The sequence below is a fragment of the uncultured Campylobacter sp. genome, assembly GCF_938045535.1.
Lineage (GTDB): Bacteria > Campylobacterota > Campylobacteria > Campylobacterales > Campylobacteraceae > Campylobacter_B.
The window spans coordinates 1-14,728 of record NZ_CALIMQ010000051.1 but is presented as its reverse complement, the minus strand read 5'-3'; the positions used below and the strand labels follow the sequence as shown (position 1 = coordinate 14,728).

General features: G+C 48.9%; 17 protein-coding genes. 11 read left to right on the top strand and 6 right to left on the bottom strand.

Annotation, left to right across the window (positions count from 1 at the left end; all coding sequences use genetic code 11):
* Positions 1-438: transporter substrate-binding domain-containing protein (locus tag Q0095_RS01985; protein WP_297880878.1), on the top strand; the 438-nt coding region annotated here is incomplete at its 5' end.
* 235 nt (positions 439-673) lie between these two features.
* On the opposite strand, the gene Q0095_RS01980 is transcribed toward Q0095_RS01985, so the two are convergent.
* Both Q0095_RS01980 and Q0095_RS01975 read right to left on the bottom strand, forming a co-directional pair.
* Complete coding sequence (locus tag Q0095_RS01980; protein WP_297880876.1) at positions 674-1,417, bottom strand: hypothetical protein; 744 nt, start codon at positions 1,415-1,417, stop codon at positions 674-676.
* Positions 1,418-1,516: 99 nt separating this feature from the next.
* Positions 1,517-1,681, bottom strand: coding sequence for a hypothetical protein (locus tag Q0095_RS01975; protein ID WP_297880874.1), 165 nt, complete (start codon positions 1,679-1,681; stop codon positions 1,517-1,519).
* A gap of 93 nt (positions 1,682-1,774) precedes the next feature.
* Between Q0095_RS01975 and Q0095_RS01970 the strand changes: the two genes are divergently transcribed.
* Positions 1,775-1,900, top strand: a complete 126-nt coding sequence (locus Q0095_RS01970) for a hypothetical protein (protein ID WP_297880872.1) — start codon at positions 1,775-1,777, stop codon at positions 1,898-1,900.
* Positions 1,901-2,168: 268 nt separating this feature from the next.
* Here the strand turns inward: Q0095_RS01970 and radA are convergent, their stop codons facing one another.
* Complete coding sequence (radA, locus tag Q0095_RS01965) at positions 2,169-3,518, bottom strand: DNA repair protein RadA (protein WP_297880870.1); 1,350 nt, start codon at positions 3,516-3,518, stop codon at positions 2,169-2,171.
* A gap of 199 nt (positions 3,519-3,717) precedes the next feature.
* Between radA and brnQ the strand changes: the two genes are divergently transcribed.
* The 3 genes from brnQ to Q0095_RS01950 all read left to right on the top strand — a co-directional run bounded on the left by brnQ (position 3,718) and on the right by Q0095_RS01950 (position 7,327).
* Positions 3,718-5,049, top strand: a complete 1,332-nt coding sequence (gene brnQ / locus Q0095_RS01960; RefSeq protein WP_297880868.1) for a branched-chain amino acid transport system II carrier protein — start codon at positions 3,718-3,720, stop codon at positions 5,047-5,049.
* A gap of 186 nt (positions 5,050-5,235) precedes the next feature.
* On the top strand, positions 5,236-6,852 hold the full coding sequence (locus Q0095_RS01955) for a hypothetical protein (protein WP_297880866.1): 1,617 nt from the start codon (positions 5,236-5,238) through the stop codon (positions 6,850-6,852).
* Positions 6,853-6,886: 34 nt separating this feature from the next.
* On the top strand, positions 6,887-7,327 hold the full coding sequence (locus Q0095_RS01950; protein ID WP_297880864.1) for a hypothetical protein: 441 nt from the start codon (positions 6,887-6,889) through the stop codon (positions 7,325-7,327).
* 235 nt (positions 7,328-7,562) lie between these two features.
* On the opposite strand, the gene ftsY is transcribed toward Q0095_RS01950, so the two are convergent.
* Together ftsY and Q0095_RS01940 are read right to left on the bottom strand one after the other, a co-directional pair.
* Positions 7,563-8,426, bottom strand: a complete 864-nt coding sequence (gene ftsY, locus Q0095_RS01945; protein WP_297880863.1) for a signal recognition particle-docking protein FtsY — start codon at positions 8,424-8,426, stop codon at positions 7,563-7,565.
* Positions 8,426-9,007, bottom strand: a complete 582-nt coding sequence (locus tag Q0095_RS01940; protein ID WP_297880860.1) for a TlpA disulfide reductase family protein — start codon at positions 9,005-9,007, stop codon at positions 8,426-8,428. Before Q0095_RS01940 ends, ftsY begins: the two co-directional genes overlap by 1 nt.
* A gap of 80 nt (positions 9,008-9,087) precedes the next feature.
* Here Q0095_RS01940 and Q0095_RS01935 point away from each other — a divergent pair, with 80 nt between their 5' ends.
* The 6 genes from Q0095_RS01935 to Q0095_RS01910 all read left to right on the top strand — a co-directional run bounded on the left by Q0095_RS01935 (position 9,088) and on the right by Q0095_RS01910 (position 13,854).
* On the top strand, positions 9,088-9,705 hold the full coding sequence (locus Q0095_RS01935) for a 5-formyltetrahydrofolate cyclo-ligase (RefSeq protein WP_297880858.1): 618 nt from the start codon (positions 9,088-9,090) through the stop codon (positions 9,703-9,705).
* Complete coding sequence (rny, locus tag Q0095_RS01930; protein ID WP_040304494.1) at positions 9,638-11,191, top strand: ribonuclease Y; 1,554 nt, start codon at positions 9,638-9,640, stop codon at positions 11,189-11,191. The genes Q0095_RS01935 and rny overlap by 68 nt, the downstream gene beginning before the upstream one ends.
* Positions 11,192-11,201: 10 nt before the next feature.
* Complete coding sequence (locus Q0095_RS01925; protein WP_297880855.1) at positions 11,202-11,783, top strand: lipid-binding SYLF domain-containing protein; 582 nt, start codon at positions 11,202-11,204, stop codon at positions 11,781-11,783.
* Positions 11,784-12,266: 483 nt separating this feature from the next.
* Complete coding sequence (locus Q0095_RS01920; protein WP_297880853.1) at positions 12,267-12,830, top strand: DedA family protein; 564 nt, start codon at positions 12,267-12,269, stop codon at positions 12,828-12,830.
* 2 nt (positions 12,831-12,832) lie between these two features.
* A complete protein-coding gene (locus tag Q0095_RS01915; protein ID WP_297880851.1) occupies positions 12,833-13,576 on the top strand; it encodes a ribonuclease domain-containing protein in 744 nt (247 codons plus the stop codon).
* Positions 13,573-13,854 carry a barstar family protein gene (locus tag Q0095_RS01910; protein ID WP_297880849.1) on the top strand — a complete coding sequence of 94 codons (282 nt, stop codon included), beginning with the start codon at positions 13,573-13,575 and terminating at the stop codon, positions 13,852-13,854. Before Q0095_RS01915 ends, Q0095_RS01910 begins: the two co-directional genes overlap by 4 nt.
* Positions 13,855-13,955: 101 nt before the next feature.
* Here Q0095_RS01910 and Q0095_RS01905 read toward each other — a convergent pair whose 3' ends face one another.
* Complete coding sequence (locus tag Q0095_RS01905; protein ID WP_297880847.1) at positions 13,956-14,399, bottom strand: hypothetical protein; 444 nt, start codon at positions 14,397-14,399, stop codon at positions 13,956-13,958.
* Positions 14,400-14,728 lie beyond the last annotated feature (329 nt).

Here is a 14,728-nt window from a genome sequence, read left to right as displayed (position 1 = left end):
AAAAGTGACAATATCCAAAAAATGAGCGATCTGCGAGGTAAGAAAGTAGGCGTTATTCGCGGCTCGACGGGCGAAGCGTTTATGCAAAAGGACGGCGGCTACAATCTAGTGTATTGCAAAAATTCCTCCGATTGCTACAAGCGGTTAAAGAGCGGCGAGATCGACGGCGCGTGCGACGATAATCTATTTGTGATGGTCTATCCGGTCGCAGATCCTAGCGTCGAGGTTAATATCAAAAGTCTTGGCGAGAACGTATTTTTAGGCATCGCGATGCAAAAAGGCAACGCAGATCTCGCAGAAGCCGTTAATCAAGCGCTCATTTCGCTTAGCAAAGAAGGCTTTTTCAAAAAGGCGTATAACGATACTTTCGAGCCTTTCTACAAAGGCACCGTCGATAAAAAATACTTCCTTTTAGACGACATATACAGCTTCTTTTAAAATTTTAAATTTTGATTGCGGGGTCGGGATTTGAAGCTTCGCGGCTTTAAATCCTAGCCCGCGCATAACCGGTGCGTCATTAAAATTCCATCTCAAAATTTTGTCCTAAAATTTCATTTCAAATTTTATTGGTCCCACTGCCGCGCCTAAGCCAGCGTGCACATGGCGGTCGCAATCTTTAGTATTTGCGAGCATTTAAGGCGCGCGAAATTAGATTGAATTAAACTTTAAATTTTTACTTCGAGCCCTTGGAATTTTTTAAATCCTCTACGCGCTCCTGCTGAGCCTGCACGAACGCGCCGTATCTGATAAAAAGATAATCTTTGATCTCAAAAATCATCAATGTAAAAATCGAAGGCAGCGTGAAAAATCTAATCGTCATAAACACCAGATCAAGCGCGTTTAGCTCGTCGCTGCCCGCGCGATACCCTCCCGCGCCCGCGGTTAAAATTCCGTGAAGCGTCTCGTAGTTGTAAAGGATGAAAATCGTCACGAAAAGCGTCGAGAGCTTCGATACGATCTTATTCATGATCTGCGCCACGTCCTCATCGGCGATCACCGACATCGCAAACCACACGATGGTGAAAAACAGCGGAAAGACGATGTTGAAATTTAGCGAGTTATCAAGCTTTTGTGCACCCGTAACCGCGATGATCGCAAACACCGCCGCAAAGGGGATCACAAATAGCGCGAAGGTCATCGCTGATTTTATCGCCTTAAAAAAGCCATACGCAAGCAGAGGCGAGCCCAAAGCAAGCAAAAAGATCGTCAGTGCGTAGTTGGCTTTGGCAAAATCGTATAGGTTAAACAGCGCAAATACCGATGCTGCGGCAAGTAGCGGCACGCTGAGCTTAAAGAGCGCCCCATATTTGGCGTAAGCGCGCGATACGACGGCATCGAGCCTGCTAAATTTAATGTTTAAGCTTTGCGCTCTGATGAAAAACAAAATGACGAATTTGACGATTACGTTTGGGCTCATACGCACCTTTCCGTTTAAATTTTATAAAATTTTATCCGCGCTAAATTTGCGAAATTTTATCTGCAGAACCTGTCCGTAGAATTAGGCTTTGCCGACGGCTTATGCGGTCTGCGTTAAAATTTCATCGCGCTCTCGCTGCGTTGCTATCTTGCCACCTCTCGGGCTCTGTCTTTTGGCTATGTGAGGCGGACCTGCGCGCTTTGGCTTGCATAGCGTCTTGTTAGCAAGCCTTTTCGGGTTGCGACGTGCTACGGCGGCGCCCATTCGGCTCGGCGCGCGATACTTTGCTTGTGGTATCCGCGTCGCGTCCGTGCATGAGAGCTTGGCGTCGCTAAAATTTTACCGGCTCTTAGCCCTATGCGATACGTCCTGTGCGTCACGATAGAATTTTGTGCGACGCAAGGGCCTACCGCGCTCGGCTTTGCGCTGCATTGCGGCAAAATTTTAAAATTTACGCCGCAAAGCACCTATCTTGTTTACTAGGATGCGGCGCGAATGATTAAATTTTAACCGCACCGTCGCCGAGCCGTTTTAAAGCTCAAATGAAATTTTGAGCCGCTACGATACGTGAAATTCCAAAAATCGCGCTTTAGCGATCAAGCTCATTTGCGCTTGCTTGTGAGCCATGCAAAAAGCGGCGCGCTTGCGCCCTTCGCCGCGCCCATGCAAAAGCAACGCGTCCCTTGCCGCTCAAAACTCATTTTCGCCCATTCGCACCCTCTGCTAAACCGAAGCTAAGAAGCGCGCCGTCTCACATCCAATCTAAAATTTGCGTGATCTCGGTAGCGTGAAAAATTTTAAGCCCCTGCGCGTTTTGCGGCTTCATCGGGACGATCGCGTTTTTAAATTTCTGCATCGCAGCTTCCTTTAGGCGCGCATCGAGGTTAAAGATCTCTCTGATCTCGCCGTTTAGGCTCACCTCGCCGATGAAGACGCTTTCTTTGCTGATCGGGCGGTTTTTGAAGCTGCTTACGATCGCCGCGACGACGGCTAGATCGCACGCCGTTTCGGTGATCTTTACGCCGCCGCTTACGTTTACGAAGACGTCGTATCCGCCAAGCCCGATCTCAAGCTTGCGATCAAGTAGCGCCAGAAGCATATCGAGGCGATTTTTATCAAAGCCCGTAGCGCTACGTTTCGGGTAGCCGCTCTCGCACACGAGTGCTTGGATCTCCACGACGAGCGCGCGCGTGCCCTCCATCGTGATCGTGATCGCCGAGCCGCTTACCGCCTTGCCGCGCGTGAAAAATTTACTCGCGACGTCCTTTGCGCTAACGAGCCCGTGCGGCCCCATCTCGAAAATCCCCACCTCGCTCGTAGCTCCGAAGCGGTTCTTAAAACCGCGTAAAATTCTAAGCTGCTTGCTCGCATCGCCCTCGAAATACAGCACCACGTCCACCATATGCTCTAGTATGCGCGGGCCTGCGATCGAGCCCTCTTTGGTGATGTGGCCGATGATGAAGATCGAAATCCCGCGCGCTTTAGCAAGTCGCATTAGCTCAAACGTGATCTCGCGCACCTGCGTGATCGAGCCCGGCGCAGAGGGGGCTTTGTCGCTAAAAAGCGTCTGGATGCTGTCGATGACGATAAACTTATAATCCCTGCGCTCCACCTCTTCAAGCACGGCGCCCAGATTTATCTCGGTGAGCAAAAACAGCTGCTCGCTTATCGCGCCAAGCCGCTGCGCACGCATTTTGATCTGGCTGGCGCTCTCCTCGCCGCTTACGTAAAGCACGGCGCGGCCGCCGCTTGCTAAATTTGCCGCGATCTTAAGCAGCAGCGTGGATTTTCCGATGCCCGGACTGCCGCCGATTAGCACGAGCGAACCCTCTACGACGCCACCTCCGAGGACTAAATTTAGCTCGCTATCCTTGGTGTCGATGCGCGAAATTTGCTCGATCTGTATCTCGCTGATCGCTTTGGCGCTTGCGGACGAGGCGCGGGCAAGCTCGTCCTCGATCTCTTTTAGCGCTTTGATCTGAGCGGGCTTGAGCTCGACGAAGCTATCAAACGCGCCGCAGTCGGGGCATCTGCCGAGCCATCTGCTTTGCTGATTGCCGCAGTGTTGGCACTCAAAAATCGTGGTTTTAATCTTCGCCATCTTTATCCCTCGCTCATTTTGTCTAAATTTAGCCTTGAATTTCGCGAAATTATACTTAAAATTTTTAAAATTTTAGCCGCTCCGCGCGCTATTTGCGAGATCAAAAATCGCGAGATAGAGGATTTGCGTCTAAATTTAAATATGTTTTAAACATTTATAACTATAATACAAACTTCACTTTATTTAAAGAAGGTTTAAGATGAAGGGCAAGCTTAGTAGAAGCCAGTTTTTGACGATATCGCTTACGCTATTTGCGATGTTTTTCGGTGCGGGAAATTTTATTTTTCCGCCGGGCTTAGGCAAGGATTCCGGACAGAATTTTTATGTCGCGATAATGTTTTTTTGCGCTACGGCGGTGCTTCTGCCGGTTCTCGGCGTCGCAGGCATTGCGCGCGCTAAGGGGCTTCAGAGCCTAGTGCGCCGCATAGATCCGGTGTTTGCGATCGTTTTTACCGCGCTTTTATATCTTACGATCGGGCCTCTTTTTGCGATACCGCGCGCGGCGAATATGCCTTTTGACATCGCGATTAAGCCTTTTATTGCGGAAGAGCGCCTTCAAATTTGGCTATTTGTTTATTCTGCGGCATATTTTGCGCTGAACTATTACATCTGTATGAATCCTTCAAAGCTCGTCGATCTGCTCGGAAAATACCTCACGCCGATACTTTTGGCGCTTATTTTGCTGCTTTTCGGCGCGGGATTTTTGTTTCCGATCGGAAGCTTCGTCGCTCCTAGCGGAGAGTATGTCGATCATGCCGCAGCAAAGGGTTTCGTAGAGGGCTATCAGACGATGGACGCGCTTGCATCACTGGCATTCGGAATCATCGTAATTAACGCTATTAAAGCAACTGGCGTAAGCGACGAGAAGCACCTCGTCACCTCTACGATAAAAGCGGGAATGATGTCGGGCGTCATACTGATGACGATATATTTTATGCTGGGCTATCTGGGCGCAACCTCCGCGGAGCTTTTCAAAGATACGCCGAATATCAACGGAGCGGAGCTTCTGTCGCGAGTAAGCGATCATTATTTCGGAAGAATTGGCGTCGTGATCCTAGGCAGCGCGTTTTTTCTAGCCTGCATCACCACGACGTTAGGGCTTATAAGCTCGGCTAGCGAATACTTCGAAGAGCTTACGAAAGGCAAGATCAAATACAAAACCTGGGCGATCGCTTGGTGCGTGATCGGCTTTGGAGTCGCAAATTTCGGCCTTACGACCATCATCAAAGGCTCCATCCCCGTGCTCGTCGCCATCTATCCGATCTCAATCATGCTGATAATCCTCTCGCTGATTAATCCGTGGATCGATTCGAGCAAGCTGATTTACCGTGCCTGCGTCTATGTTTGCGTCGTCGAGGGCGTCATAAACGGACTTGATATTTTGGGGATTTCGGTGCCGCTTGTGACGTCGTTTGTGAAGATGATGCCGTTTTACGACTCGATGCTCGGCTGGATCGTGCCTAGCACCTTGACCTTCGCCGTGACATACGTGCTGCATCTGATCTTTGAAAAAAGAGACGATAGCTTTTAAATTTAAGAGCTATTTTAAAATTTAGCCGGGCTCTACGGGGCTCGGCACACTTCTAAATTTTAATTTACGCCGAATTTAATCTCTCATATTTTTTGCCGGAATTTTGACATATAAAATAAGTCGCTTTCAAAATTTAATCTAAATTTACGCTAAAATTATCAAAATAAAATCGCAAAAGGAAATAAGATGGATAAACGAGACGAGGCGCTAAAATTGGCGCAGGACTTTGCGCGCGACGGCTTTAGTATGCCCGGTTTATACGAGCGGTTTTGGCGGCTACAAGGAGACGAGACGGCGTATTTTACGCTAGCGGACAGCCTGCTGCGTGGGCAGCAAGAGGGCGGCACGCTGCTAAAGGACGCTCTGGGCTATGTAGGCGAGGGGGATTTTAAAGCTCTGATCGCCACGGCGGTTGAAATTTTGCGCGAAGAGGCGGCAGAGGGGCGCGAAACGAAGCAGGACGAAAGCGCGGCACAGACGGGAGAGAACGCACGCTCGGCGCGGGCGGACAAAAGCGCAGGCAAAAATGCGCGGCAACACGGTAGAGATGAAAAAAGCGCGCGCTGGAAAAACGCCGAAGAGGTAATCGCTGCGGCAAGTCTCGAGTTCGCGCCGCTTTTGCACCCATATCTTGGCGAGCTTTTTAAACTGCAGCCGAACGAGAGCGCGTATTACGCGGAGTATCCGTGGCGCGGGCTTAGTTACGAGAGCTCAAAGTTCTGGCGCGAGAGGCTTGCGGATCCGCAGACGAGCAGAGACGATAAGCAAAAAATTTTTAGCTGCCTGCTGCAAACCCGCGATCCGCGAAACGTAAAATTTGCCTGCGAGTTCGCGCTTGCGGAGGATTTTTTCGATCGCCCGTGCGATTTGCTCGAATATATAGGCTACTGGCTGGAGGCCGTGGGATTTACTTTTGAGCGGACTAAATTTTACGCAGACGGCGCGGCTCAAGCGGCGGATGAAATTTTAAAAATGGATGCGGGCAAATGCGGCGGCGCCAAGCAAACCCAAGCGAGCGAAAATTTCAAAGCGGGCGCAGTCGACTATGGCTCTAAATTTAACTCAAACGAATCCGATTCCGATAAATCACAAAAAGCGCCGAACGATGAAATTTGCTTTGGCGGCGAGAAATTCAGGCTCAAAAGATACTGCGGACAGTGCGTGTATCACATAATCTTTCCGCGCGGCTATTTCGGCGCGCCTTATGCACCGCATCTGGCGAAACACCATCCGACCTGGCGGCTTGAGAGCGGCGAGGCAAGCTATAAGCTCGGCGGGGTTTTGGATGAGCCGAACGGCGATGCGCAAAATCCGCTATTTCATCTCATCACGCTTGATCCGCCGCCCCGCGACTTGCCCGTGCGATCGCTGCCGCGCCTAATCCTCGCCGCGCACGTCAGAGAGATAAACGAAGGCGAGATAGCCTTTTACGAGTACGACGCACAGGGTATGCCGCGGCGTATCGGCGAAAGGACGCAAGTCGAATACGTGCAGGATGAGCCGATAATGGAGTGCGAGGTCGCGCTGGCGCCCACGCCCGCGCGCTGGGCGGCTCAGGACTGGGGGATGTCAAACAGCAGGCAAAACCTCGCGCGCATCGGCGGCGAGCCATCATGGATACAGGGTGCCTCGGTGCCGACGTGTCCGATATGCGGCGAAAAGATGGAGTTTTTAATGCAGCTTGATAGCGAGCTTCCAAGCTGCGAGCAAGGCGGCGAGGTGATGTTCGGCAGCGGCGGGATTTTATATGTGTTTTGGTGCGAGCGGACGCGGGTGAGCGCGTTTTTTATGCAGTGCACATGAGTAAAATTTAAGAAAAACGCAAATGGACGGACGGATGATCACGGCGAAAATAAAAAGAAAGGGCGGTATTTGGTATTTTGACGATTATTTTAAGTCGCTTCGCAAGAATGAAAACGAAATAGCAAAGCCTATCAGGCGGTTCGTTTCGGATCCAAAAAGGTATCTGTTCAGTACGAAAGAGACCCTTCACGACGCCGTTTTGACTGAATTTAAATTTGGCATTTTAAAAAACGAAGATAGACTGACGATGAAATTTTTATCGCCCTACCGAGATAGAAATTTTAAATTTGTTTTCAAAAACGTCCTAGCCGTCCGCTTCAAAACGGACGACAAGAGCTTTAAAAATAACGATCTGATAGTTCATCAATTTTCGCTAAAGCCTAGAGGCGTTTGTGAGTATGATTTTATCTTTGCGAGCGGACAGAGGATAACCTTGAAATTTAAACAGCTTGAGATCATTGAAGAATTCTTGTAGGAGCGCCGCGTTTCGGGTAGCGGCATTATATGTGTTTTGGTGCGAGCGAACGCGGGCGAGCGCGTTTTTATGCGGTGCGTGAGCTAAAATTTTGCAAAATCATAAGCGAAAATCGTAAAATTTTAAGCAAAATTTATTCTAAGATAATAAAGCGGCAAAATTTGCCGAGCATTTCGGCGCGTAAAATTTAAGCCAGTTCGGCGAGAATATGTAAATTTACGCAGACACGCAGAGTTTAAGCATAAATCCCATCCACCAGTGTCTCTACGAACTCATCCGAGTTAAATTCCGCCAAATCCTCCATCCGCTCGCCCACGCCGACGAAAAGTATCGGCAGCCGCAGTTCGCGCGCTATGGCGAAAAGTGCGCCGCCTTTGGGCGTGCCGTCGAGCTTCGTGATGATGATGCCGTCGAGCCTTACGATCTCGTTGAACGCCCTGGCTTGCGCGACGCTGTGATTGCCCTGAGTGGCGTCGAGCACGATGATCTTGCGGTGCGGTGCGCCGCTTTTTGCGCGGTCGCAGATGCGCACGATCTTCTCTAACTCCGCGGCTAAATTTTTCTGATTTTGCAGGCGCCCGGCGGTGTCGATCAGGACGCGATCGATATTTTTAGCACTTGCCGAGCTTACGGTGTCAAACGCCACGGCCGCGGGATCGTGCCCCTGCGCGGTCGCCACGATCGGTAGATTTAGGATCTGCGCCCATTTTTTTAATTGCTCGACCGCCCCTGCGCGAAAAGTGTCGCATGCGCCTAAGATCACGCTTTCGCCGCTATTTTTATATAAATTTGCAAGCTTTGCGATGCTGGTGGTTTTGCCCGCGCCGTTTACGCCTAAAATCAGCTCGACGAAGGGTTTTTCATCCGCAGCTCGCGCGATCTCGTAATCGAAATAGCTCTTCAAAACGCCCTTGAGATCATCTTTGGCGACCAGCTTTTTTGCGGGCAGTTTTTCTAAAATTTCTTCCACGAGCTCGTAGCCTACGTCGGCTTCAAGCAGCATCTCTTCTAGGAGTTCTTTTGAAATTTTATCTTCGCTTTTCGCGCCTCGCATCGCGTCTATGGTCTTACTAAGCCCTTTTTTAAAAAATTCGAACATCAGAAAATTTTCTCCAATTCGGTCATTAAAATTTCTTCCGGCATCAGCCCGAAATATTGCGCGCTAAACTCGCCCTTTTCGTCGTAGATCGCCATATACGGCACTTCGTTTATGCCGCCTAGGGTTTTTGTGAAAAAGTCGTTTGCCTCGCCGTAAGCGATCGCATAATTTACCTCGTGCGCGCTTGCGTAGGCCTTGGCATCGTCTATACTCGCGTCGCCGATCATCACGCCGATGATCTCAAGTTTGCCTGAGTAGGCTTGTTTGGCGGCATTTAGGGCGCTTACCTGCACGGCGCAGGCGTCGCACCACGGCGTAAAAAACGCAAATAACGTCACGGTAGAGTTATTATCGATACTAAAGCCCTGCTTTGTCTTTTGCATATTTAAAATTTTTCCGTTATTAAGCTGAAGTGTAAAAGGAGCGGTATAATCGACCTGGATCACGGCTTCGGTTTCGGACTGCGGCTGCGTGGCGTTGGTCTCGGTCGGGGTATCGCTTGATTTTTTATCCTCATCATCGCCGCAACCCGCAAGAAACAAAACAGCCGTAAAAAGCGCTAGAAAAAAACGAAATTTCATAATAAACCTTAAAATTTAATCGCAAGATTATACAAAAACTAGCTAAAATAAGCGTTAAAATTTTATAAAAGGCTTAAGCTATGCAAAAGAATGAATTTAGAAAAATTTGCAAATCGCGCTTAAAATCTCACGCCGCGCGCGCGGCCAGATGCGAGCATTATGAGATATTATGGCGGCTGGAGCGGCTGATAAAATTTTTAAAAGCGCGTAAAATTTTGATATTTTTGCCGATGAGCTACGAGCCGAACGTTTTGATTTTAAGAAAAAAGCTATCAAAAAGCTGCGAATTTTACGTTCCGTTTATGGTGGATATTAGCTTAAAAATGGTAAGATTGCGCCAGCCTTTTAAAATTTCACGCTTTGGGCTGCGGCAGACGCTTCCGCAAAACGGGTATTTTAAAAAGATCGATCTAGCCGTGGTTCCAGCTATCGGAGTGGATGGCGCAATGGCTAGAATAGGACATGGGAAAGGATTTTACGATATGTTTTTTTCAGGTCTGAAGCTTAAGCCCGCAATCGCGTTCGTGAGTATAAAAGACTGCTTTTGCAGCGAAATTTTATCGCTTGATCACGACGTAAAGGGCGATTTTTACATAACTCCGAGCCAAAATTACCTAAAAAGAGGAAAGTATGATAGAGATTTTAATCGCCTTGTGCGCTCTTGCGGTGGGCGCTGGCATAGGATACTTAGTAGCTAGAAAAATCAATAACGCCAATTACGATTTTTTCGTAGAACAAGCTAAAGCTAAAGCCAAAGCTATAGAATTTGAAGCCGAGGGCATCTTGCGAAATTCTAAAATTTCGGTGCAGGAAGCGGAGTTCGAAGCTAAGAAAAAATACGAAGATAAAGCAAGCAAACTACAGAAAGAATTTAACGTTAAATTTGACGAGCTCGGCAAAAAGGAGCACGCGCTTCTAACAGAGCAAGAAATTTTAAAAGACAGCAAGAAAGAGCTCGAAAGTGCCAAAAAAGAGGCGAAATTCCTCTATGAAGAGGGCTCAAATTTAAAGAAAAGCTATGAAGAGAAGCTAGCCGAAGCGCTTAAGGTTTTGGAGCGCGTGGCGGGCTTTACGCAGGACGAGGCGCGCGCGCAGGTGCTTAAAAAGGTCGAGGAGCAAAGCCGCACCGACATTGCTCACATCGTGCGAAAATATGAAGAGGAAGCCAAAAAAGAGGCGCGAAAAAAGGCGAATTATATTTTGGCGCAGGCTACGTCGCGCTTCGCGGGCGAGTTTGCCGCCGAGCGACTTATCAATGTCGTAAATATCAAAAATGACGAGCTTAAAGGCCGCATCATCGGCAAAGAGGGGCGCAACATAAAGGCGCTTGAGATGACCTTGGGCGTGGACGTCATCATCGACGATACCCCGAATGCGATCATCGTAAGCTCGCACAATCTATACCGTCGCGCCATCGCCGTTCGCGTCATCGAAACGCTTATCGAGGACGGCAGAATTCAACCTGCTCGCATCGAGGACATCTATAAAAAAGTAAGCGACGAATTTGAAGCTAGTATCGCCGAAGAGGGCGAAAATATCGTAATGGATCTAGGCCTTAGCAAAATTCACCCCGAAATTTTAAAACTCATCGGTAAACTTAAATTTCGCGCGAGCTACGGACAAAACGCCCTTGCGCACAGCCTTGAGGTGGCACATCTTGCGGGTATCATCGCCGCAGAAACGGGCGGAGACCAGAAACTAGCCAAGCGGGCGGGCCTGCTTCACGACATCGGCAAGGCGCTAACTCACGAATACGAGGGCTCGCACGTAGATCTGGGCGCCGAAGTTTGCCGCCGCTACAAAGAGCATCCGGTAGTTATAAACGCGATCTACGCCCACCACGGCCACGAGGAGGCCACCAGCGTAGAAAGCGCCGCAGTCTGTGCCGCAGACGCGCTAAGTGCCGCGCGCCCGGGCGCCAGACGAGAGGTACTAGAGAGCTATCTAAAACGCGTTAGCGACATCGAAGCGATCGCGATGAGTAAAACCGGCGTCAAGCAAGCCTACGCGATCAACGCAGGTCGTGAAATCCGCGTCATCGCAAACGCTAAGCTTATGAACGACGATGAGGCGGTTTTGGTCGCTAAAGAGATCGCTTCGGAGATCCAAGATAAGGTTCAATTCCCGGGCGAGATCAAGGTTAACGTCATACGCGAGCTTCGCGCGGTCGAGATAGCCAAATAAGGAGTATGAAATGAAAAAATTTATAATCGCTTTATTTTTGCTTTTTAACGCGGCATTTGCCGATGATGAGCTCATCATCAACAGCGCAAGCGCCTATTCGTCGGTAATGCGCACAAACTCGCAGTACAAATATCTAGCACAACAAGCCCGCGCGATCGTGATCTTTCCGAGCGTCAAAAAGCTGGGCTTCATCATAGGCGGAATGTACGGCGAGGGGATCATCATCTACAATAATGACGGCGCGCGCAGCGTAAGCGGCGCAGAGATCAGCAGCGCCAGCATCGGGCTTCAGATCGGCTACGAGGATAACTACCTAGTGATTTTCGTGATGAACGACGACGTGATCGAAAAGATGCGAAAATCCCAAATCACGCTCTCGGGCGATGCGACGGCGGTCGCGGGCAATTACAGCGCGGATTCGGGCGCACTGGACGTGCTAAATCAGGATATGTATGTCTTTACGAACAAGGGCGGGCTGTTCGCTGGCGTGAGCCTGGGCGGCTCAGTGCTGGAGACTAAAAACGATCGCGCTTTTGATCCGAACAGCGACGGCTACGCATTTTTGATGCGTATAATCGGCGCAGATGAGTAAAATTTAGCTAGAAGAAATGCTAAGGCGCATAGCTTAGCGAAAAATTTTGCTTTATGGGCGTTTTATTAGCGGCTTGGAATTTTGCTCGCGTGATTTCTGCAGAATAATAGACTTGGGTGTGTAATTTTATTGCAATTCGCGGGGTAGGAGGCATTTGAGGATATCGCGTAAATCCTGCGTAATTCGCAAGTTGCTTTGAATTCTAAAGAAGTCGAAATTTTGTCATTAAATTTAGAATTGCAAAATTTTACCGTTAAATTTTGCGGTGATTTTGCTTGATGTCTAGAAATTTTATTTTAAAATTTCACTTGATATTTTGCGGCGAAATTTTGTATTTTGCGACAGCCGTGCGGAATTTTAAATTTAATGTCGCAACAAAATCAAGTGGCGTCGTGGGGCGTTAGAGTAAAGCTTTCGCGCCGAATTTTAAAGCTGCTTTAGTCAAAATTTATAGAATTTTATACGATCTAATGAAAGGATTTGATGGAGTCGATGTTTGCAAACCTCCATACATGGGGGTATTTGATACTGTTTTTGTATTCGCTGGGCGGAGGATTTTTGGCGCTTGCGGCAGCGGGCGTGCTAAGCTCGGCCGGCGAGCTCAATATCGTCTTATGCATCGTAATCGCCTGCATATCGAACTACATAGGCGATTCGGGGTTATTTTTAGTAAGCCGCTACAATAAAAAAGAGATCATGCCATATCTGCGCAAACAGCGCCGCAATCTCGCTCTGGCACAGATCTTGTTTCGTAAATACGGCGACCGCATCATTTTGATTAAAAAATTTATCTACGGCCTCAAAACCCTCGTGCCGATCGCGATCGGTATCACAAAATATTCATTTTTAAAATTTAGCGTCATCAATGCCGTAAGCTCGCTTATTTGGGCGCTTGTGGTGGGGCTACTGAGCTACTATGCGGGCGATTTCGTGCGTGAGCTCTATGCACATGTCAAGGACGCGCCGTGGATCGCTCCGCTGGCTCTAAGCGCGATAGTAGCGGCTATCGTGCTCTATTTTCGCTTCGCGACCCGCAAAAGAGGCTAGCGGTGGCAAAAAAGCTGATCCCGCTCGCAATTTTTGCAGCACTTCTTTTGGCGCTAAATTTCATCTCCAATTCGCGCGCCTCCGCGGCTAAAGATGAGCGGGTTTTTACCTCCAAAACCCTGGATGCTGCGTCGCGTAAAAGCGGCGCGCAAGATATCAAAAGTGGCACCGATCGTAAAATTTCAAGCTCCGAAAATCCTGCAAGCGGCGCCGACGCAAAAAATGAGAGCGGCGTAAGAAGCGCAGACGGCGGAGCAGGGCTCGGAGCAGACCTAGGAGATTTAAAATTTCATCCGCGAGAAAACGAGCCCGCCGCGGCAAATCCTAAAGATGAGGTGGACGTCCACAGGCGGGGCAGCGCAGATTATGAAGCTTCAAACTCGCAAAATCCAGACGTAAATTCTAAAAATCAGCCCTCAGACGAGCCCTGCATAAGCAGGGAGTGCGTAAGCGCTCACATCCGCCGCACGGGCTCTTTGCCACGAAATTTTATCACGAAAAAGCAGGCCGGTGAGCTTGGCTGGCAGGGCGGTGATCTGTGGCGATACGCGCGCGGCAAGAGCATAGGTGGCGATCGCTTCGGCAATTTTGAGCGCAGGCTACCTGATAAAAAGGGGCGGATTTGGCGCGAATGCGACATCGAGTATCGCGGCGGTCCGCGCGGCGCAAAGCGGCTGATATTTTCAAACGACGGGCTGATCTTTTACACCGCCGATCATTACGAAAGCTTCGAGCGCGTGCAATGAGTTTAAATTTTAAAACGTGCCGCGGCGCAAAAATCATCATCGACGGCGTAAAGATTAGGCGCAAAGATCAAATTTTCGCGCTGTTTGCCGCAGCGCTGGATTTCGAGCCCGAATACGTCGCAAATTTAGATGCGCTCTACGACGCGCTTGGCGAGCGAGGCGGACAGGTTTGCGTGATCATCAAAAGGGGCGGAATTTTAAAACTAAGACTGGGCAAATTTTATGATATTTTGCTGGATGTTTTGCGCAGCGGCGAGGCGAAAATTTTAATGCTATGAGTTTTTGCGGCGCCCTCGTCATCTCAAATCTAAATTTTGCTGAGGCAAAGGTAGGTTTGTTTCGGCGCAGTTTCGAGCATACCGTTAAATTTTGCCGAATTTTAGAGCTTATTAAAAGAGGCGATTTTAGAAATTTCACCCACAAAGCTCGCGCGGTCAAATTTAAACTCAAGCCCATACCGCCAATCTCCGCGGCGCGGGTTTTTAAACTCGTAAAGCTTAACCGTCTCTGTTTCAAATTTAATCCTGAGCGCGAGATACCAGCAGTTCCAGATCCCGCACGGACAGCCCAGTAGCACGACGTCCCGCTCATCTTGCGCCAGATCAGCCTCAAGCGCCGTGCGCAAAAATAGCTCCTCAAAATCGATCAAGCTTAAGTAGGCGTAGTCTCCTGCGATGCAGCCTTGCCCGTCCTTTGCGGCAAAGCTTTGCTCGCGCCACCTAATTAGCTCAAGCAGAGGCTCGCCGTTTATCGCAACGACGACTTCGGTAAAGCTTTCACCCTCAATTTCGTAATCGTTTAGGTAAAATTTAATGTTATCCATGCGGTAATCTCGCTAAATGATCTATTTTGCGCCGTATTTGCACCGGCCTGCTAAAATTTCAGCGCAGTTTAGCGAATTTGAAGTGAAATTCGGTTGAAAATCAAAAAAATTCGCTGGTAAAGCGCAGATCAAATGGGTATTTTGTAAAATTTAGGGATTTCGGGCTTGCGGAGCTTGCTTTCAGTGAGCACAAACTTAAATTCGCAAAAAAGCTCAATTTGTGTAGATGAAAGAAGCGAAAACAGAAGGTTGAATTTCATCGCAGATCAAAGAGGTTGAAACGAGGGCTAAATTTTTGCTATGGATAAAGAAGTCGAAATTAGAAACGA